Here is a 19218-nt window from a genome sequence, read left to right as displayed (position 1 = left end):
AAGGGCAGGTTGAAATCCACCGGCGCAGCCGGTTAGTTCAACGCCCGCCTGCGGAAAGCGTGCCCCCCATCCCGGGAGCGGGTCGAAGCTCCTCAAGTCCGAAATAAACGAGCACTTTTTCAGTGGCCTCGCCTTCGATCCCACAGGAGTCTACGTATATTTCCTCCGCTAAAATTGTGAACCGATCGTATTCTCAATTAAACACCATAGTTTTGTCCCAACCTCATCTTTTTATTTGCAACAGGAATAAATAACATGCCCTATCTTCCTTTCAAATTCTTGTTGTAATTTTTGATGCTGATCTAACAATTCCAATATACTAGGATCTATGTCCGGACTAAGATTGATGCTTACCTGTTCGCTCGTTATAGACTCTACATACATTTCCTCGACTCTCTTAAATCCTGCCTGTAACATTTTATTTTTCCATTGCTCCTTATTATTCAATTCTGTTACACAGTAAAATTCTTTAAAACGATTTAAACTTGACTCATCTAACACGTTAGTAATAGCCATTTCATTCATAATGAACGTTCCATTTTTCTTTAAAACTCTAAAGCATTCATCCAACGCCTTTTTCACATGAACAAACACTAGAACAGATTCACAAATAATGTAATCATACGTGTGATCTGAAAAAGGCATATTTTCAATTGACCCCTCTATTACTTCAATATCACTTTCATTTTTCACTCTCTCTTTTGCTTTTTGTAACATAACCGGATGGTTCTCTAACGCGTGTACCTTGCATTGATAATTGTTTTTCAAAAATAATGACGTTTCACCTGTTCCACAACCTACATCTAAAACCTTCATCCCTTTTTGAATCGGTTCATCCGCAAGCATATTGCTCGTTCGCTCCATCCCCCCCGGATGAGCGCTGTTGATTCCAAGTTCACTTAATAAATCTAAATAGTTGTATGAGTTCATAAATCCACGATCTCTCCCTTGCTCTTTTTTTGTATAGTATGATAGCTTCTCCCCTGCGTTCCTCTAGATAAGTGCGTAATTTCATATACGATTAGGCCGATTAACAAACAACTTATTTCTTTGCCAATAGAATAAAGTGAACACTGTTATTTTACGAAGGGAGAGAATAAGTATGGGATACTATGATCTTTGTTGTCGTTATAAGGGAAGAGAAGTAACGATTACTTGCTTAGACGGAAAAAAATATTGTGGAAGAATTACACATGTAACTGACACGCATGTCTATATTCAACCAACAGGTTCTCATTTTGGCGGTTTCGGCTACGGATGGGGTTGGGGAGCTGGCCGCTGGGGCTGGGGATGGGGCTTCCCAATTGCATTAGCTGCCATTGGTGGGTTCGCACTAGGTTCTGCTCTTTGGTGGATCTAATGTTTTTTAAGAGGATGCCCAACTGCATCCTCTATTTGATATAAAAAGTGCTAAAAAGCTTGCCGTATCGACAAGCTTTCGTCCGTTTTTAGCAGCAACCATAGCCATATGTTGGTGCAACTGTGTGTCCCGCTCCAAACCAACTAGCTCCTACAATGACTAATAAAATAAATAGTACGACAATAAGAGAAAATCCTCCTACCATGTCATAACACTCCTTTCTCATTCGTGAAGGCGATGCCTCACCATTTATACGTATGTAAAAGTTGTGTTTTTGATTGGGTCGGTGCCTAGAAAAATAGGTGAATACCATAAAACTTTAGACGATGTTGGAGAAAAAGGAAGGGGACACCAATGGATGAGTTCAAACAAAAGCAAATGGAACAAGATCTCAAAATAAAAGAGCTAGAAGCAAAGATTGAAACGTTACGCATGGCAAATGACCAACAAATAAAACAAACAGATATTCAAGAAATGATAGACCTCATTATTTCAGAAAAAGAAATTGCCTTAGAACAGGAAGTAGAAAAGAAAATGAATCAACAGCAATTGCAATTGATAAAATGGGCAGCAGGTACTGGAATTAGTGTCATTGCAGTTGTTATAAGTATTTTTCGAATCTTTTTTATGTAGTCAGATGGGGCAATTACGTTAAACATTGCCCAAGCAAAATATGACTCTAGATTCCGACTAAGCCCCGACTACATTGCCCTTTCACAATTGTTTTAAAGTTAAACCTTATCTTGACTCTAACTCAACACCAACAACATATTCCATTTTCTTTAATGTGTAATAAATATCGGTCGTATAGATGGATTCATCAACAAGAACTAACACTTCCATTATTTGTAAATCGGAATCGCGCAAATCTTTTACCCTTACTTTTCTAGCCTTGAGCTGTTGTTTTTTCATTTCTTTTAAGATAACAGTTAGTTTCTCCTCGGCATTTACGGTTATTTTCGCTTTCACTTCCTTTTGCCTTAACGCTTTTGGACCGATAAATTTGATCAGAAATGGCAGGAATTCAACACTAATTAGCAATAGTACCGTTGCTACTACCGCTTCTAGCCAAAAGCCAGCACCACACGCAATCCCAATTCCTCCAGCGCCCCAGATCATGGCCGCTGTTGTTAAACCCGAAATCATATCATTATTTCTTCTCAAAATAACGCCTGCTCCTAAAAAACCAATACCCGATACTATTTGAGCAGCAAGACGCAAAGGATCCATTGGTTTGCTGTGAGCCGTAGCATAAGCTTCCGCACCAGCAACAGATACATACGTAAGCAAACAACTCATAATTCCAATTACAAGACACGTTTTTAACCCTAATGGCTTTCGTTTCAACTCTCTCTCTAACCCAATAATGGTGCATAAGATCGTCGCTATAGCCAAGTTAAAAAGAAAACTATTAGGCTCAATAATTACAAACATAACATTCCTCCAATATCAACCTTCATCTTATTTTCGAGTTTCATACAACATTATCCTTCTTTTCCTACCTGTATGAAAAAAAGAGATGGAAGATAAGGTAAGTCACCTTTCTTCCATCTCTATACTAAAAAATTATCTTGCTTGTATAAACATTTGCACCCAGGCACCATGATAAAACCCGACACCAATTGTATCGTATTCAGGTTTTAAAATATTTTGTCTATGACCTGGTGAATTCATCCAATCTCTCATTACCTGTTCTGGTGTCGTTTGCCCTTTGGCAATATTCTCACCGGCTGTCCGATAGCTAATACCAAACGTGCGTAACATATCAAAAGGAGAACCGTAGTTTGGACTATTATGTGAAAAATAATTAGAGTTAATCATGTCTTCTGCTTTTCTATGTGCCACATTTTTTACATCAGCACGATGCTGCAATGGATTCAATCCACGCTGTCTTCTTTCTTGATTCACAAGGGCAACTACTTGATCTTCAAACGCACTATGATGAGACGCTTCAGGCTTTAGACGAATCACTTCCCCCACTTGCATATTGGTTGGAACGACGTCTGGATTCAGTCTCATCAACTCACGGTAATCTAAACCATAGCGTTGGGCAATAAACCAAAAAGAATCTCCTCGAGAAACTTTGTAGTGCGAAAATGGTGGTTCATTAAACATTTTAATTTCAGCGTCAGCTGATGGTTGAACAGAAAAAATTGACATAAGAACAACAGCTGCCATCAATACATGTAATCGTTTCATCTTGTACCTCCAAAATATGTTTTTTACAAACTTATTTTCTCAAGGTTTTTGAAAACGATACACGAAATGACAAAATTTTATAGAATGTTCCTACTACACTGTAAACAAGATTGAAGTATCTTATTAATACACTCCACGAATGTGTGCGTGAACTTCATCTTGATAGAATTCGTGAAGTTTGGTTAACTCTTCTTTCGTAAAAGATGGAACGTTCACAGCTTGTAAGCTATCTTCTACTTGCTTCACGGTTTTGAAACCAGGGATGGCACAAGTAACAGATTCTTGATCAAGAATGTAGCGCAATGCTGCTCTTGTCATATTTCCTCTTCCTTCTTCGATCCACTCTAGTTGCTGACTCAATTCCACACCTTTTCTGAATTCTAACCCTCCGAATGTTTCCCCCACATTAAATGCAGCGCCGTCTCGATTAAAATTCCGATGATCATCTTCTTCAAAGCTTGCATCTTTTGTGAATTTTCCTGTTAGCAAACCACTAGCTAATGGAACTCGTGCTAAAATGCCCACACCTTTTTCTTTTGCTTTAGGAAATAGAGTTTCTAACGGTTTTTGTCTAAGGGCGTTAAAGATCACTTGTAGCGCTTTAACATTTGGAATATCTAAACAGTACAACCCTTCTTCCACTGTTTCAACACTGACTCCATAATGACGAATTTTCCCTTCTTTTTGGAGCTGATCTAATACATCGAAAACCGCACCATCTTTTAAAATTTCAAATGGAGGACAATGAATTTGAAATAAATCAATTCGTTCACGTTGTAACCGCTTTAAACTCCCTTCACAAAAAGAACGTACACTTTTTTCTGAATACGTTTCCGGATTATGAATGTCGGCTGCACGGCAAAATTTCGTCGCAACATAAATCTCGTCTTCTTTTCCTTTTGTTGCTTTCCCCAGTAATTGTTCAGCATGACCGTCTCCATAAACATCAGCTGTATCAAAAAAATTGACCCCTGCTTCCATTGCTCTATGTAACCCTTGTAACGCTTCTTGATCATTTGACGTTCCCCAAGACCCACCAATGGCCCACGTTCCAAAACTTAGTTCACTTACTTTCATATCGGTATTTCCTAGCTGACGATACTTCATGAATTCATCTCCTTTTACAATGGGTGGCTCAGAAAGCTCGTAGCTTTCTAAGCCTGTGGACTATTTAAAAATCAAAATTATCCGGGTCAGGCCCGATACGTTCATCTTTATTTAGCTGATTGATTGCATCCATATCTTCCTTTGAGAGCGAAAAATCAAACACATTAGCATTATCTATGATTCGCTGCTCTTTAGTTGATTTAGGGATTGTAATGACTTCATTTTGCAAATCCCAGCGAAGGATGACTTGTGCCGGAGATTTCCCGTATTTTGCTGCAACATCTTGAATTGTTTTATCTGACAATAGTTCCCCTTGCTTAAGTGGAGACCATGCCTCTAACTGAATCCCTTGCTCTTTACAAAAGGCCAATAATTCTAATTGTGCTAAATGAGGATGGTACTCTACTTGATTTACCATCGGCTTAATTTCAGCATCTTTTAGTAAATCTTCAAGATGATGAACATGGAAATTACTCACACCAATTGCTCTAACGCGTCCGTCTTTATACAGCTTTTCAAGTGCTTTCCATGTATCTTTATATTTGCCAGCAGTAGGCCAGTGAATCAAATAAAGATCTAAATAATCAAGACCCAATTTTTCTAAACTTGCATCAAAAGCTTGAAGGGTTGTTTCATATCCTTGGTCAGCATTCCATACTTTAGATGTAATAAATAGCTCTTTGCGGTCTACTCCTGAATCTTTAATTGCTTGACCGACACCTTCCTCATTTCCGTAAATCGCGGCAGTGTCGATACTACGATAACCAGCTTTTATCGCTGCTACAACCGCATCTATAACTTCTTGTCCGTTCTCTGCTTTAAACACACCTAAACCAAACCAAGGCATTTGTACGCCATTATGTAATGAAACCGTATCTTGTAAATTTGAAACCATTCATATCCCTCCTGTTTTCGCTTACATCTCTATTATCTATGAAGTTTTATAAAAAAGAAAATCTTTTGCTTACATATGGTGTATATACAATTGTTCGGACACTCCTTGTAGCAATGTTCCCATACTATTTCTATACATTATGTCTAATGAGTGCATAGCTCGCGTACAAACGGTATACAACAACTTGCGTTCCGTATCTTTTTCATATTGTGATGCATCGTAAACAATAACCGCATCAAACTCAACGCCTTTTGCTAAATAAGAAGGAATAATTAGAACAGATGCCTCGTAACCAGTTGAATCTTTTTTCATAAGTCGAACAGATATATCTTCTTTTATTTCCTTATATAACCTTTCACTTTCGACAGCTGTTTTACAAATGATCGCAATCGTACGAAATGTTTTCTTACGCTCTTCAATTCGTTCAATCAACTTTCGATTCAATTGCTCATGCGATTCGCACTTCCAACAAGAAGGTTTCTCTCCCGCTCTGTTAAATGGTTCAATTTCGGCATCAATAATTTCTTTTGCAAAATTGATAATCTGCTTCGTCGAGCGATAGCTTTGTGTCAATTCATATTTTTCGATTTCCTCCTGATCGTATAACGATTCTAATGTAGAGAAACTGTTTACTTTTGAGTGAGCATATATGGATTGATTTTTATCTCCTAATACAGTCAGCTTCGCTCGTGGAAACATATTTTTTATAAAAGCAAATTGAAAAGGAGAATAATCTTGTGCTTCATCTATAAATACATGACGAATGTTAGCATTTACTTGAAAGCCTTCTAACTTCCCTTTTAAATATAAATATGGTGTCGCATCTTCATAAGGGAAAATAAAATTGTTTATTTTAGCTTGAGACTGTTCATAAAGGTTGGTCGAGAGATTTTGCTTTAATAAGTTTATATAAATGGTGGCTACATCAATAAAACGAAGATCATCTATAAATTCCTTTACTTTCTTAAATCTTCTTTTGACAACAAGGCCTTTTAAGATTGCCTGTTCTCGTTCATATTCATAAAACGAGTCACTTTCTTTCTTTTTTTCTTTCTGAACTTTTTGGTGAACTTTTAATAGCAGCTCATTATCAAGCAAATCCACTTCTTGTTCAACCCATTCTTTCTCACGTTCCTCAAGCTCTTTTTTTCTAACTTCTTTCTGAAGAAACTCAACCACTTTTTGCATACGATTTGGGATGGACATAGATTGTTCCAATTGATAGAAGTAATCATGAATTTCTTCGCCCGAAATCAGCTTTTCTCCATAAAAGTCAACATCATGAAAACAAAGTCCACTGTTTTCAAGTGAATTAATATAGCGATTCATGATATGAATGTAGTCTAGTGAGGACTTCAGTTTAATGCTCTCTATCTTTGTCTCATAGTTAGTATCGGTACCGGCAGAAAGCACATATTCCATTTGATCAAATGGGTCTTCTAACGTCCATTCACCTCCAAGTCGAAAGTCCAAGTATGCCTGAAACGTCGTTTGTTGCATATTTTCTTCGCCTAACTCAGGTAATACTGTGGATACATAGCTGTTGAATAACGGATTCGGAGAAAATAAAACAATTTGATCTGCTTCAAGTGTCTGGCGAAATCGATACAATAAATAGGCCACACGTTGCAAAGCAGCTGATGTTTTCCCACTTCCTGCTACTCCTTGTACAATTAAAAGTCGTCCACGATCGTTTCGAATAATTTGATTTTGTTCTTTTTGAATAGTGGCAACAATGTTTTTCATTTGTGAATCCGATTGCCCACCTAATACCTCTTGAAGAACTTCATCTCCAATCGTTATGCCCGTATTGAACATATGCTCAATTTTCCCACGTCGTATAATAAACTGTTTTTTTACATCAATGTGACCTGATATCAAGCCTGAAGGGGTTTCGTACTCACCTGGTCCAGGTCCATAATCGTAATATAAACTAGAGATCGGCGCTCGCCAATCGTAAACGTAGAAGTCTACACCGTTTGAATCCACAAAAGAAGAGGTCCCGATATAGATCGCTTCGCATTCTCTTTCGCCTTCTTCTTGAAAATCAATTCTGCCAAAATAAGGAGACTCTTTTAACTTATGTAAACTTTTTAGTTGCCTTAAATCATGCTTATGACTTCTTTCTCTTTCAGACATTAACTCTGCCTGTTGCCTAATACTAGCATGCGTTTCAGCAGCTTCTTCTGCGTTATCAAAATTGACGGTAACGTCTTCCCAAAACCTTTTCCGAATATCAATAACGTCTTCTTTTACATTTCCTAACTTCCCCTTAAGTTCTTCCTCTCTTTCCTCAATTGCGTTAATGACAAAATTCACTCGCTTCTGTTCCTCTTGTCTTTCTGAATTTTGACTCATTTTCCCACTCCTCATACATTTGATTGCCTATTAGCTGGTATATACATAATTCAATATGGCTATGCATGGATCCTTTTTTCCCTTTTGTTTCTTCGTATAAACGTAGAACAATAACGTACATTAACGATAGTATGACGGAAAGGAGCACCATATGGCTACAGAGCAATCAATCGAAGAATGTTTATACCGAGTTCAGGATGTAATTGACCGTGCGTTAACAGAATTAATGGAAGTGAAGATTATTCGAGAAAATGACCCTACTGAATTTGCTTTCGTTCAAAAAGAACTGAGCGATCTTCAAATTGAGCTCGATTCGTTCATAGACGAAGAAAGCAACAATACTCGTTTAATTGAGGCTCAACAGCGTTTAAATGAGGTACGTGAAATTATGACAAGAGGAATCTAATATAAAAACTGGCTACTGAAATAGATTATCCATTCCAGTAGCCAGTTTTATTTTTTCAACTAAGAACGATACGTACGGTCAAACCACTCTTTTGCTTTTTCCACTTCTTCCAGAACGAGTTGATGTCCTCCATCAACCCAAAATTCAGTGACTTGCGCGTTCGCTCTTTCTAAATCTCTTGCTAACTCTTTTGTTTCCTCTAAAGGAATGAGCGGATCACGCTTTCCAGCTCCGATAAAGACCGATGTAGCAGCAAGATCCGGAATCGTTACTCCACGACGAGGAACCATGGCATGAAACAAAATAGCTCCGTGTAGAGCCTTGTCATGGTGATACATCATACTCGCCGCAATATTGGCACCATTGGAATAACCAATCGCTACCACACGATTGCGATCAAACCCATAATTTGTTGCACTTTCCGTAACAAAATCTGTTAATTCTTTTGTTCGGAACACTAAGTCCTCTTCATCAAATACGCCTTCGGCTAACCGACGAAAAAAACGAGGCATACCATTTTCTAATACATTTCCTCTAACACTTAAAATGCTGGCATCAGGTGCAATCATATTAGCTAACGATAATAAATCATTCTCATTCCCACCCGTTCCGTGTAACAACAATAACGTAGGTGCGTCTTTATTCGAACCTTCTTGATAAATATGTTTCATCTTATATTACTCCTTTGTGTTGAGTGGTTTTAATTTTGCTTCAATTTCAGCACGTTGATTTTCAAAATATGGTGGCAAAGCAAGAGTCTCACCGAGATGTTCGAATGATTCATCTCCTTCAAAACCTGGACCATCGGTTGCTAACTCAAATAATATTCCATTTGGTTCCCGGAAATAAAGAGAACGGAAATAATATCGTTCAACAAAACCGGAATTCGGTAAACGAAGTTGTTGCAAATAGTCGACCCATTTTTTTAGTTCTTGTTCACTTTCAACACGAAATGCTACATGGTGTACACTCCCACGGCCAGCGCGCTCTCTCGGTAAATCTGTTCTCTCTTCAAGGTGGATTTCAGCACCCGTACCACCTTCACCCGTTTCAAATACTCTAATAGCCGGTTGCCCTTCTACGCTAGATGGATACGATTCTTTTTCACGATAACCTAACACATCTTTAAGTACTTTAATTGTAACATCAGACTGAGGAACCGTTAATTGTACTGGACCTAAGCCAACAATTGCATATTCAACTGGTACTGGACTTTGATCCCAAGGCTTTCCACCAACGACTCCTCTATTTGTTTCATCAGAAACAAGCTCTAACCGCTGCCCTTCGAAATCTTGGAATGAAAGTACGTTTCGTCCATACTTTGTTACAACATCATCATGTTTCACTTCAAACTCTTCAAAACGTTTCTTCCAATATTTGATTGCTTCATCACTTGCTACACGCAACGACGTAAGTGAGATACTATTGTTTCCTGTATACGTCGTACCTGCACGAGGAATTTCAAAGAAAGTTAAACCTGTACCAGGATTCCCTCTTTCGTCTGCATAAAACAAGTGATACACGGACGTATCATCTTGATTTATCGACTTTTTCACTAACCTCATCCCAAGAACTTTTGTGTAAAAATGGTAATTTTCTTTAGCGTTTGCTGTAATAGCAGAAACGTGATGTTGACCAAGTAATGGTTTTAATTGCATATGCATTCGACTCCTTCTTCATTTGTCTTCTAATTTTTTTAATATTGAGAGAAACAGTTTCTTTTCTTGTTGATTCAAGTTCTGAAATTGTGCAGCTTGAAAAGCTTCTTGAACAGGAAGCACTTCTTCGAAAAGCTGCTGCCCTGTTGCTGTTAAGCTAATTCGTTTTATCCGCCATTCTTGCTTTCTTTCAATGAGATCGAGTTTCTCCATTTTAGCAAGCATTTGAGTTATATTTCCTTTGCTAACTAAGAGTTTCTCCGCTAGCTCTTGTTGTGAAATTGGTTGATGTGCACCAACTTGAGCAAGCAAATCAAATTGAGCGATCGTAAGCCCCCATTTCTTTAAATGTTGGTTGGACAAACGATTACTATGGTTATAAAAACGAGCTAAGCGGAACCATAACAATAAGCCTAACCTGACATCCTGTTGCGTTTGGTCAACGTTATTGTTTGACAAGTGGCAACACTCCTTTACTAACTATTATCAGTTTATAACTAAACTGATAATTTGTAAAGAAATATCACTAACTTTTTTAAAGTGAATATATGTGTGCTCTATCATTATTCCTTTCCTTTTAATCAAAAAAATTGACCGTCAAATAAACATACAATTTGACGGTCAATTTATAATTCATTTTTACTATTTGCAATTGTAACAGAGACCTTATAAATGTCAGGCCCTTCTTTACTTATTTAATTCAGCCAAAATAGGATACAGTTCTTCTAAATGCGTAATTTCAAAATCAGGGACAACCTCATTACGCTCTTTATTATGACGATTAATCCAGACAGATTTCATTCCAACACGAGAAGCTCCAAGTATATCTGTCATCAAGTTGTCGCCAACCATAATCGCTTCTTCTTTTGTTAATCCCATTTGTTCAAGAGCATGCTCGAAAATAGTAGGGTCTGGTTTCCCTCTTCCAAAGGCACCCGATATAATAATATGGTCAAAATACGGGACTAACTCTGGTGTAATGTCTAATTTTGTATTTTGTAAATCCGGTGAACCATTTGTTAATAATAGTAAACTATACGTATTTTTCAACTCATCTAATACGTTAAATGATTCATCATAAACAAAAGGATGATTGCGACGCTCAACAGGAAAACGTTCTGCTAATTCGTGACCAAAGTCAGGATCATCTACACCAAGTGCTTTTAACCCTCTTGTCCATGCTTCCTTACGATAGGTCGGCATAATTTCTTTCATTTTTCGAAAGTTATCATCATCGTCTAAGAAATTGCCCCATAATCCTTCAAACGGATTAATACCAATCATTTTAGTAAACTCATACGTTTCATAGCCAGCGTATAATTCACTAGCTTCTTTGCGTACTGCTTCTTCGAGCGCATCGCGGTCAAGATTGTATTTGTCAGCTGCAACTTGGCAAGTCGCTTCAAATGCTTTCTTGACACTTCGTTGGTCCCATAGCAACGTATCATCAAGATCAAAAAAGATTGCTTTTATCATTACAAAAATCCTCTCCCCACCACTCTTGATATGTATCACTTACTAGATTACCGAACTCACTCTCAGAAGTAAATACAAACCGTTAGCGTTTTTTCTTTAGTTCGACCCCTTCTGGCAGCACTTCTTTAATGACAGATAATAAATGTTCTTGTTTGTATAACTCTTCATCAAAAATGGTCACAATCCCTTTGTCCTGATGAGTTCGAATTAACCTTCCAATGCCTTGACGCAGACGTAGCAACATATATGGAATATCAACTGTCTCAAAAGCATTTTCTGCCGCGTTTCTCTTTGCAGTAAAAACCGGATCATTTGGCGGAAATGGCAATGCCCAAATGATGACATTTGATAACGACTCTCCCGGAATATCTAATCCTTCCCATAAGCTTACAGCACACAGAACTGAGTCTATATCTTCTTGAAATGTCTGGATTAGTTGACTAATTTCTTGATCACCTTCAAATAACATATGCCATTTCTCGAAGTCTCTATCTTGTTTAGTCATCTTCTTAAAGTAGTGAAGCTCCTCTTCACTTTTAAATAAAAGCAACGCTCGTCCATTCGTTTCTTCTAGCAACGATTTTGTATAAACGAATTTGTCGTCAAAAGATTGTATGATCGGAGCAAACAATTCCATTTGGTCACTATACTCAAACGGGGAATCAACTGAGAAAGACAGATACTCTTCCACTCCTAAACTAGAAGCTAAATAATCGAATGAACCACTTGTCGATAACGTAGCAGACGTGAACAAGAAAGGGAGATTTTTCGAAAAGACATTTTCTTTCAAGACTTCCTCGACCAATCTAGGCATAATGACAAGAGTTGCACCTAACTCTGTTTCTTCCACCCAAGAAATTGCATTTCCGACAGCGAAAATTTTCAATGCATGATGAATCATATCGAGATGTTCTTCCACAATTTTCAATTGATAAGCATCAATGGTATACATTTCACTTTCAAACACAATCTCATCTTCAAGTCTCGCGATTAATTGAATGAAACGGTTTGCTTCTTCTAACAATTGTGATGTCATTGTTATTTCTTTACGATTGGATCCTTCCACTTTTTTCGATAGATCACGTAGCAGAAACGAAAAATGTAAACTTTGAGAAATGAGTTCATCGACAAGTACAGCAAACTCTTCTCGTACATCGTTTTCCAATAAACGTGTTAACAGCTCCTCCACGACATCATGGCGCAATTTGTAGGTTAGTGCTTTTTGAGCTGCCACTTCAAGGAGATGCCCTTCATCAAAAATGACTGTACTGGCTTCTGGTAAAAGAGGGAGTTGACCTTCTCGAATTCTTGAATCATACGTCCACACATGCTCCATATAAAAATCATGCGAACAGATGAGCAAATCCGTAGATTTTCGGTAATGCTCACGTGAAAGAGTTTGTCCACAACGATGTCGCTTATCACAAACAAAACAATCCTGAAACGAGTCCCACCCAATTTTGTTCCATTCTTCATCATTTAAATGAGCGTATTCTTTCCGATCACCATAGTGATGAAACGATTGCAGCGTTTGGTTTGTATGAACGAAAGCTGGAAGCTCAACGTGAATATCATCATACATTTCATCATAGTCATCTTTAGAACGCTCTTGGTCCAGTTTTTGCAAGCAAAGATATTGATCTTTTGACTTGGCTAATCGTGCATCAATCGTTAATCCTAAAATGCGAGAAAGTTTATCTATGTCTCCCCCTTTTTTCACCAATTGTTCAATAAGAGATTCATCCGCACAGGCAATAATTGCTGGTTTCCTCATATATCTTGCATAGCAGAGAGCATACAATAAATATACAATCGTTTTTCCTGTTCCTACTCCAGCTTCAGCAAACATGATTTTCTTATCGATAAATGCTTTTTCAATTTGAAATGCCATATAAATTTGTTCATCTCTTAATTCTAATCCAGCTTCCGGCAATAGGTCATAAAAAACATCTCCAATCCACTCATTTAAACGTTCAAAAAATGGTTGGCTTCGATCATAAGTAAATGGTAATGGTTGATTTGTATTCAAAGAAAGGCCTCCGTATCTCATCAAAAGTCAATAGATAATTATCTGTTAAAAAGGATGGTTTGTCAAAAGTTTTTCCACTAAAAAAGGCAACCAGATCTTCCGAGGGCACTGAAAAAAGGACGTTTTATCCCTTCTCAGTGATCTCGATTTTTCCTGGTTACCTTTTTCTTATTTCGACAGTGCCATTCCCCATTCATGTAACTGCAAGCTTCTTACCCCATGAATTATATAGGGATCTGCTTCCGCCAATTCGCGAGCTTCTTCAATCGAATTCGCTTGATAAATAACAAGGCCACCCGCCCCGTCTACAAAAGGTCCTTTTGCAAAAACTTTTCCTTCGCTCTCTAACTTTTCAAGATATTCCAAGTGTTGTGGACGATAAGTCATATTTAAATCTGGTTTTTCCATTAATAAGATCGCAGCAAAATAAGACACAAAAAAACACCCCTTCATTTCATTAGTTTACTAGATTATCTTTGCTCGAATTTCCTTGTTGAACAGAATTTGCATAGTATTCAATTATTTCACGTCTTCGAATGATTCCTATAAAAATCCCATGGTCATCAACTACAGGAATAAAATTTTGAGAAATCGCAAGTGTTAAAAGGTCTTTCATTTTGGAATCAATACGCACAGGTTTGTTTTTCATTTTTCTTGTAATATCTTTTAACTGAATCTGCTCGGCAAGCTCTAACGTGAAAGCCTCTGTGTTCTTCACTCGCCAAAGTAAATCTCCTTCTGTAAGCGTGCCAACATATTTTCCGTGATGATCAATAATAGGGACAGCAGAGTACTTGTGAAATTCCATTTTCTCTAACGCTTGTCTCATCGTTGAATCTAAATCTAAATAAGCTACTTCTGCTTTTGGCACTAAGAAAAATGAGATATTCATAGACGTTCTTCCCTTTCACAACAGTATCCCCTCTATTATACTAGATTTTAGTTCAGTTTACCAAAAACTGTTCTTTTTATTAAAGAAAACCACAATTTTACATACAGATGAGGAGGGTCCCAGAAAAGATCATTTCTCTCTTTGGGACCCTCCTGAATATGAGACATCCTTTAGATTAATAATAATTCATACACGCCATTTAATTGTTCTACTCGTTCGTTATCTTGTTCATTTCGGGCATAATCCAATTCATATTGCAAAACTAAATTTAAGATGGTTGCCTCATTATCTTCAAGGTCGCGTACAAATTCATCTTCGTTTTTGTATTGATTTTTTTCTAACTTTTCATAAATTCTTTGACAAATTTTATGATTATCGATGTGATTAGATAACGATTCACGCAAATAGCCTAAATTAGAGTCCAACTTCGTCATCCTTTCTATACTGTATTATGAACAGTCATAGGATGTGGAATTATCATGAAACACATTCATTCGTTGGAGGAATATTTCTTTGCTCTTTGATAAAAAAAGGCAAACGTTGCAGACAGCAACAACAATCCCGTAAAAAGAAGCCAAATGTTGCGGTAACTAACTACAAAATCAAGGTTTACTTGCCAGACGAGTAACAGTCCAGATAATGCAGCCCCAAAAGCACCTCCAAAAAATTGCATTAACTGTACAAGACCCATCGCGGCTCCTACTTCGGCTTTTGGCAACCTTCTCGTTACTTCATTTGTCGTACTAGAGGTTAATGATGAGAAACCAACACTCATAAACATGTACGTTGCCATAATAAAATAAGGAGAAACAGTCGAAACGAAAGCAAAAAGGACAGTAGCAATGACCAACAATAGATGACCCGTAAGAATGATAGAAGTGTTTCCGTAACGATCTATCAATCTTCCAATGAGTTGTGCAGCAGCTGCAGAAAGCATCGCTCCAGGAAAGATCATGAGTCCTACACTAGCCGCATCAAATTCAAATGCACTTGTTAACATAATAGGCATAAGAAATAAAGCTGAAAAGTGAACAAGAAAACCTGAAAATACAATAAAGACCAGCTGCATATAAGCCAAATTTCTGAGCAATCTTGGCTGTATAAATGGAAGTGCAATCGTATGAATCCTCTTCCAAAGAAGAAGGAACATAATGACACTTCCTATCAAATAATAATACGTAAATGTAGTAAAGTAGATTAACAAACCCGTAACGCTTCCCCCTGTTAGGATTGCTCCAATAAAGTCAAAGTTCCCATTTTGCTTTTCTTCACTTGGTAGCAACTTCAAAAGAAACGGGGCAACACAAAGGACAAATCCTGTTACTAGAAACATGAAATGCCAACCGATATATTGAGTAATTACCCCACCCAATACAGGTCCCAAGCCAAACCCTAAGGAAGCTGCTGAGGCAATCATTGACATCGCTCTTCCTCTTCTTGAAACGGGGATATATTTCCCTGCTAAAACCATCGCAAGTCCAGGTACAGCACCAGCTCCAATTGCTTGCAATACGCGTGCAATTAGTAACCAGACAAAAGTAGTTGAAAAAAAGCCAATGAGAGAAGACAAACCAACAATGCTAAGACCAATGAGCAGAAGTCGTTTTATTGGGACAAAATCTGATAACCTACCATACGTTACGGCTGAAATGGCAAAGGCTATTGAATAGCCTGATACGATCCACGAAGCTGTATCTGAGGTTAACGCAAGCTCATCTTTTACTGTCGGCAAAGCTACATTAAACATCGTTGTATTCATTACGACGAGCCAAAGGACAACACTCCATAAAAGGACAATCTTATTCTCATGTTCGAGAATTTGTTCCTTGCTTGTTTCTAACGGCGTTGATAATGATGACATAACTCCACCAGATTTCTTTTTATATTTTTACATCTTTTTGAACTTATTACCATTTTATTATCTCATCAAAGGGGTCATGTGACAAAAATAAGAATATAAAAAAGACGTCTTCTCAATAAAGAGAACACGCCTTCCTTCATTATTTCACTTCAACTGTCCAATCATACGGGTCTTCAATTTTTCCAGTTTGTATGCCTGTTAACGTATCATAAAGTCGCTTAGACAGTTCTCCGATTTCTCCATTATTAATCACTATGTTTCTATCTCCCCAATTTAATTCACCAACAGGGGAAATAACAGCTGCTGTACCTGTACCGAAAGCTTCCTCAAGCTCTCCTTGATCATATGCTTCATATAATTCCTCCAAGGAGATCTTTCTTTCTAATACGGGAACGCCCCAGTCTTTTAGTAATTCAATAATCGACATACGTGTGATCCCTTCTAAAATACTTCCGTTAAGTTCTGGTGTAATAACCTCACCCTTTACTTTAAAGAACACATTCATACTGCCAACTTCTTCAATATACTTCTTTTCTACTCCATCTAACCAAAGAACTTGCGAATATCCTTCTTTTGTCGCTCGTTCTTGTGCTTTATAAGCAGCTGCATAGTTTCCAGCTGTTTTCGCTTTCCCTGTCCCTCCGCGAACAGCCCTCGTATACTCATCTTCTACATGAATTCGAACAGGTTGAATTCCTTCCTTATAATAAGAACCGACCGGTGATAAGATCATCATAAATTGGTACGTACGGGAAGGAGCAAGACTTAAATTGGGCTCTGTTGCAACAATAAATGGTCGTATGTATAAAGAATTGCCTTCTGCCTTTGGTACCCATTCTTTCTCTACCTCAAGCAATTGATGCAAACAACGCAAAGCCACGTCCTCATCCATTTCAGGAATACTTAATCGATCACTCGATAAATTTAACCGTTGAAAATTTTTCTCTGGACGAAACAATAAAATTCGGTCATCAGGAGTTCGATACGCTTTTAAGCCTTCAAAAACGGTTTGTCCGTAATGAAAAATCATAGCAGCAGGATCCAAAGTAATCGGTTCATATGGAACAATGCGCGGATCATACCACCCTTTCCCTTCTTCATAATCCATTACAAACATATGATCAGTAAAATGCTTACCAAACGCAATCTTATCTGCATTTGGCTTCTGCTTTTTCGTGGAGCTTTCTTTAAAACTAACAGTCAAATTCGTCACGCACGGACACCCCTCTTATAAAAATTTTTCCAATATAATCATTATTGTAAATAGTTCATAATCAGAATACAAGGATATTTCCATTTATATAAAAGGTTGTTTGTAAAGATTGTTGCTGCAAGAGACATTTTTTCGTAGTGAACTGCGAAAAAAATAAAAAACGAGAGGGACCCTTGTCCACTCTCGTCTTACAATCCTTATTTCTTCGCTCTTTTATCGAGCTCAGCTTGAACCTCTTCTTGAAACGCTAAAAGCGGCTCTGAATCGAGGTTCTTAGCTTCTTCCTCAATTGCATTTTCTAATAGCTTCTTATTTTTATAAAACTCTTCTTTTTCTGCATTGTAATAGTATTTAACAACATCTAGATCTTTCATGTGCGCTTTTCCTAGTTTCAAAAGAAATGTTACCGGAAGTCCTCGAACAGATACAACAGATTCTTCTCTTGCAACTTGCTTCTTCACTTTGCTGCTTTCTTGTTCTTGATTCTTTTCGTTGGTACTATCAACCATCAATAAAATTTCTTTTACAACTTCATTTTGAGCAAACACTCGTTTTAATGCTTTTTGACGAATACGCTTTTTCTTCGATTTCACATTTAACTTTTCAAGGCTTAGCGTGGCAAACTCTCGTAGCTCCATTCCACTTTTTTCGATAGCCTGTTTTACTTCTCCATTCTTAATGTTATATGTTCGTTTCAACAAATTCAAAACCCCTTACTTAATAATATCTAAAGATGTCTAGTAAATTGAGAATGCACGTTGACAGATTATCTCCCTTTACTATAGTACCAAAAAAACACCGAAAAAGGTGGGCAATTCTACTTTTTTGTAGAATAATTCATTTTTCAATCGTTATTACACTAAGTATAGAGCTTTTTTCCTAAAAAAGCTGTCGTAAATTGTTAGAGAGTACTAAAAAGATCGTATTTTCTTTTTCAGTACCTTTTAAGCAATTTTTTTGACTCTACTTTTCTAAAGCTGTAAAATACAGTCCTATCTTACATATTGAAAGGGGATATGATCATGGCACAATCACTAAAAGGAAAAGTAGCGATCGTTACAGGCGCTGGTAAAGGCATTGGTAAAGCGACAGCGATTGCTTTAGCTAAAGAAGGTGTCCAAGTTGGACTATTAGCCCGTACGGAGGCTGACTTACTAGAAGTAGCAAATGAAATAGAAGCTACTGGTAGCAAAGCTGCTTATGCAACAGCTGATGTTTCATCTTTAGAACAAGTGGAACAAGCAATCAGTAAAATTACAGGTGAGCTTGGGCAAGCTGACATTCTAATTAATAACGCCGGTACTGGTAAATTTGGTTCCTTTTTAGAACTATCACCTGAAGAATGGAAAAGTATGATTGACATTAACTTGATGGGTGCTTATTATGTCACACGTACTGTCCTTCCTCAATTGATCGAGAAAAACGGTGGAGATATTATTAACATCTCTTCCACTGCTGGTCAAAAAGGAGCACCTGTTACAAGTGCATATAGCGCTTCTAAATTTGGGTTGTTAGGTTTAACGGAATCATTGGCTCTTGAAGTTCGCAAACATAACATTCGTGTTACGGCACTCACACCAAGTACCGTAGCAACAGAGCTCGCATTCAAAGAAAATTTAACAGATGGCAATCCAGAAAAAGTGATGCAACCAGAAGATTTGGCGGAATATATCGTGGCTCAGTTAAAACTTCATCCACGTATTTTTATTAAATCAGCCGGACTTTGGTCTACTAATCCTTAGAACACAAAAAAAGAAACCATTA

The 19218-nt window shown here is 37.5% G+C and carries 22 protein-coding genes; 4 read left to right on the top strand and 18 right to left on the bottom strand.

Annotation, left to right across the window (positions count from 1 at the left end; genetic code table 11):
• Window positions 1–231: 231 nt before the first annotated feature.
• Window positions 232–930: a class I SAM-dependent methyltransferase gene (locus N0O92_RS10605; RefSeq protein ID WP_315614623.1), complete on the bottom strand. Its 699-nt coding sequence runs from the start codon at window positions 928–930 to the stop codon at window positions 232–234.
• Window positions 931–1102: 172 nt separating this feature from the next.
• On the opposite strand from N0O92_RS10605, the gene N0O92_RS10600 reads away from it, so the two are divergent.
• A complete protein-coding gene (locus N0O92_RS10600) occupies window positions 1103–1360 on the top strand; it encodes a hypothetical protein (RefSeq protein ID WP_315614622.1) in 258 nt (85 codons plus the stop codon).
• 88 nt (window positions 1361–1448) lie between these two features.
• Here the strand turns inward: N0O92_RS10600 and N0O92_RS10595 are convergent, their stop codons facing one another.
• Window positions 1449–1565, bottom strand: coding sequence for a YjcZ family sporulation protein (locus tag N0O92_RS10595; RefSeq protein ID WP_396334493.1), 117 nt, complete (start codon window positions 1563–1565; stop codon window positions 1449–1451).
• A 149-nt stretch (window positions 1566–1714) separates the two neighbouring features.
• On the opposite strand from N0O92_RS10595, the gene N0O92_RS10590 reads away from it, so the two are divergent.
• Window positions 1715–1993, top strand: a complete 279-nt coding sequence (locus tag N0O92_RS10590) for a hypothetical protein (protein WP_315614620.1) — start codon at window positions 1715–1717, stop codon at window positions 1991–1993.
• Window positions 1994–2098: 105 nt separating this feature from the next.
• Here the strand turns inward: N0O92_RS10590 and N0O92_RS10585 are convergent, their stop codons facing one another.
• The 5 genes from N0O92_RS10585 to helD all read right to left on the bottom strand — a co-directional run bounded on the left by N0O92_RS10585 (window position 2099) and on the right by helD (window position 7919).
• Window positions 2099–2794, bottom strand: coding sequence for an MgtC/SapB family protein (locus N0O92_RS10585; RefSeq protein ID WP_315614619.1), 696 nt, complete (start codon window positions 2792–2794; stop codon window positions 2099–2101).
• 132 nt (window positions 2795–2926) lie between these two features.
• Entirely contained in the window at window positions 2927–3559 is a 633-nt protein-coding gene (locus N0O92_RS10580) for a CAP domain-containing protein (RefSeq protein WP_315614618.1), read from the bottom strand.
• A gap of 123 nt (window positions 3560–3682) precedes the next feature.
• The gene (locus N0O92_RS10575; RefSeq protein ID WP_315614617.1) at window positions 3683–4666 is read right to left on the bottom strand and encodes an aldo/keto reductase; all 984 of its coding nucleotides are present in this window, start codon (window positions 4664–4666) and stop codon (window positions 3683–3685) included.
• A 64-nt stretch (window positions 4667–4730) separates the two neighbouring features.
• The gene (locus tag N0O92_RS10570; protein WP_315614616.1) at window positions 4731–5561 is read right to left on the bottom strand and encodes an aldo/keto reductase; all 831 of its coding nucleotides are present in this window, start codon (window positions 5559–5561) and stop codon (window positions 4731–4733) included.
• 69 nt (window positions 5562–5630) lie between these two features.
• Window positions 5631–7919, bottom strand: coding sequence for an RNA polymerase recycling motor HelD (gene helD / locus N0O92_RS10565; protein ID WP_315614615.1), 2289 nt, complete (start codon window positions 7917–7919; stop codon window positions 5631–5633).
• A gap of 151 nt (window positions 7920–8070) precedes the next feature.
• On the opposite strand from helD, the gene N0O92_RS10560 reads away from it, so the two are divergent.
• Window positions 8071–8325, top strand: coding sequence for a DUF2524 family protein (locus N0O92_RS10560; RefSeq protein WP_315614614.1), 255 nt, complete (start codon window positions 8071–8073; stop codon window positions 8323–8325).
• Window positions 8326–8384: 59 nt separating this feature from the next.
• Here N0O92_RS10560 and N0O92_RS10555 read toward each other — a convergent pair whose 3' ends face one another.
• From N0O92_RS10555 to N0O92_RS10505, 11 genes are all read right to left on the bottom strand, one after another.
• Entirely contained in the window at window positions 8385–8996 is a 612-nt protein-coding gene (locus tag N0O92_RS10555) for an alpha/beta hydrolase (RefSeq protein WP_315614613.1), read from the bottom strand.
• Window positions 8997–9002: 6 nt separating this feature from the next.
• Window positions 9003–9983 (bottom strand): ring-cleaving dioxygenase, encoded by a 981-nt coding sequence (locus tag N0O92_RS10550; protein WP_315614612.1) that lies wholly within the window; start codon window positions 9981–9983, stop codon window positions 9003–9005.
• A gap of 18 nt (window positions 9984–10001) precedes the next feature.
• On the bottom strand, window positions 10002–10442 hold the full coding sequence (locus N0O92_RS10545) for a MarR family winged helix-turn-helix transcriptional regulator (RefSeq protein WP_315614611.1): 441 nt from the start codon (window positions 10440–10442) through the stop codon (window positions 10002–10004).
• A 228-nt stretch (window positions 10443–10670) separates the two neighbouring features.
• Entirely contained in the window at window positions 10671–11459 is a 789-nt protein-coding gene (locus tag N0O92_RS10540; protein ID WP_315614610.1) for an HAD family hydrolase, read from the bottom strand.
• Between the two features lie 82 nt (window positions 11460–11541).
• Window positions 11542–13509, bottom strand: a complete 1968-nt coding sequence (locus N0O92_RS10535) for an ATP-dependent DNA helicase (protein WP_396334492.1) — start codon at window positions 13507–13509, stop codon at window positions 11542–11544.
• 147 nt (window positions 13510–13656) lie between these two features.
• The gene (locus tag N0O92_RS10530) at window positions 13657–13923 is read right to left on the bottom strand and encodes a YciI family protein (protein WP_315614608.1); all 267 of its coding nucleotides are present in this window, start codon (window positions 13921–13923) and stop codon (window positions 13657–13659) included.
• 22 nt (window positions 13924–13945) lie between these two features.
• A complete protein-coding gene (locus N0O92_RS10525) occupies window positions 13946–14380 on the bottom strand; it encodes a CBS domain-containing protein (RefSeq protein WP_315614606.1) in 435 nt (144 codons plus the stop codon).
• A gap of 170 nt (window positions 14381–14550) precedes the next feature.
• Window positions 14551–14805, bottom strand: coding sequence for a sporulation protein (locus tag N0O92_RS10520; RefSeq protein ID WP_315614605.1), 255 nt, complete (start codon window positions 14803–14805; stop codon window positions 14551–14553).
• A 65-nt stretch (window positions 14806–14870) separates the two neighbouring features.
• A complete protein-coding gene (locus tag N0O92_RS10515; protein WP_315614604.1) occupies window positions 14871–16241 on the bottom strand; it encodes an MFS transporter in 1371 nt (456 codons plus the stop codon).
• Between the two features lie 139 nt (window positions 16242–16380).
• Window positions 16381–17454: a branched-chain amino acid aminotransferase gene (locus tag N0O92_RS10510; RefSeq protein ID WP_315614603.1), complete on the bottom strand. Its 1074-nt coding sequence runs from the start codon at window positions 17452–17454 to the stop codon at window positions 16381–16383.
• Window positions 17455–17651: 197 nt separating this feature from the next.
• Window positions 17652–18155 (bottom strand): hypothetical protein, encoded by a 504-nt coding sequence (locus N0O92_RS10505; RefSeq protein WP_315614602.1) that lies wholly within the window; start codon window positions 18153–18155, stop codon window positions 17652–17654.
• A gap of 321 nt (window positions 18156–18476) precedes the next feature.
• Between N0O92_RS10505 and N0O92_RS10500 the strand changes: the two genes are divergently transcribed.
• On the top strand, window positions 18477–19196 hold the full coding sequence (locus N0O92_RS10500) for a 3-ketoacyl-ACP reductase (RefSeq protein ID WP_315614601.1): 720 nt from the start codon (window positions 18477–18479) through the stop codon (window positions 19194–19196).
• Window positions 19197–19218: the final 22 nt, after the last annotated feature.

Source organism: Alkalihalobacillus sp. MEB130 (genome assembly GCF_032335535.1).
In the GTDB taxonomy this organism is placed as follows: Bacteria; Bacillota; Bacilli; order Bacillales; family Bacillaceae_D; genus Halalkalibacter.
Note: the sequence above shows the minus strand (reverse complement) of the source record. Positions and strands in the feature narration are given on the sequence as shown.

Excerpts from the sequence above, each read along its gene's own strand:
- N0O92_RS10540 (WP_315614610.1), bottom strand. The coding sequence starts at position 11,459 with ATGATAAAAGCAATCTTTTTTGATCTTGATGATACGTTGCTATGGGAC.
- N0O92_RS10575 (WP_315614617.1), bottom strand. The coding sequence starts at position 4,666 with ATGAAGTATCGTCAGCTAGGAAATACCGATATGAAAGTAAGTGAACTA.
- helD (WP_315614615.1), bottom strand. The coding sequence starts at position 7,919 with ATGAGTCAAAATTCAGAAAGACAAGAGGAACAGAAGCGAGTGAATTTT.
- N0O92_RS10535 (WP_396334492.1), bottom strand. The coding sequence starts at position 13,509 with ATGAGATACGGAGGCCTTTCTTTGAATACAAATCAACCATTACCATTT.
- N0O92_RS10550 (WP_315614612.1), bottom strand. The coding sequence starts at position 9,983 with ATGCAATTAAAACCATTACTTGGTCAACATCACGTTTCTGCTATTACA.
- N0O92_RS10585 (WP_315614619.1), bottom strand. The coding sequence starts at position 2,794 with ATGTTTGTAATTATTGAGCCTAATAGTTTTCTTTTTAACTTGGCTATA.
- N0O92_RS10515 (WP_315614604.1), bottom strand. The coding sequence starts at position 16,241 with ATGTCATCATTATCAACGCCGTTAGAAACAAGCAAGGAACAAATTCTC.
- N0O92_RS10600 (WP_315614622.1), top strand. The coding sequence starts at position 1,103 with ATGGGATACTATGATCTTTGTTGTCGTTATAAGGGAAGAGAAGTAACG.
- N0O92_RS10590 (WP_315614620.1), top strand. The coding sequence starts at position 1,715 with ATGGATGAGTTCAAACAAAAGCAAATGGAACAAGATCTCAAAATAAAA.
- N0O92_RS10555 (WP_315614613.1), bottom strand. The coding sequence starts at position 8,996 with ATGAAACATATTTATCAAGAAGGTTCGAATAAAGACGCACCTACGTTA.
- N0O92_RS10605 (WP_315614623.1), bottom strand. The coding sequence starts at position 930 with ATGAACTCATACAACTATTTAGATTTATTAAGTGAACTTGGAATCAAC.
- N0O92_RS10570 (WP_315614616.1), bottom strand. The coding sequence starts at position 5,561 with ATGGTTTCAAATTTACAAGATACGGTTTCATTACATAATGGCGTACAA.
- N0O92_RS10500 (WP_315614601.1), top strand. The coding sequence starts at position 18,477 with ATGGCACAATCACTAAAAGGAAAAGTAGCGATCGTTACAGGCGCTGGT.
- N0O92_RS10580 (WP_315614618.1), bottom strand. The coding sequence starts at position 3,559 with ATGAAACGATTACATGTATTGATGGCAGCTGTTGTTCTTATGTCAATT.
- N0O92_RS10560 (WP_315614614.1), top strand. The coding sequence starts at position 8,071 with ATGGCTACAGAGCAATCAATCGAAGAATGTTTATACCGAGTTCAGGAT.
- N0O92_RS10525 (WP_315614606.1), bottom strand. The coding sequence starts at position 14,380 with ATGAATATCTCATTTTTCTTAGTGCCAAAAGCAGAAGTAGCTTATTTA.
- N0O92_RS10595 (WP_396334493.1), bottom strand. The coding sequence starts at position 1,565 with ATGGTAGGAGGATTTTCTCTTATTGTCGTACTATTTATTTTATTAGTC.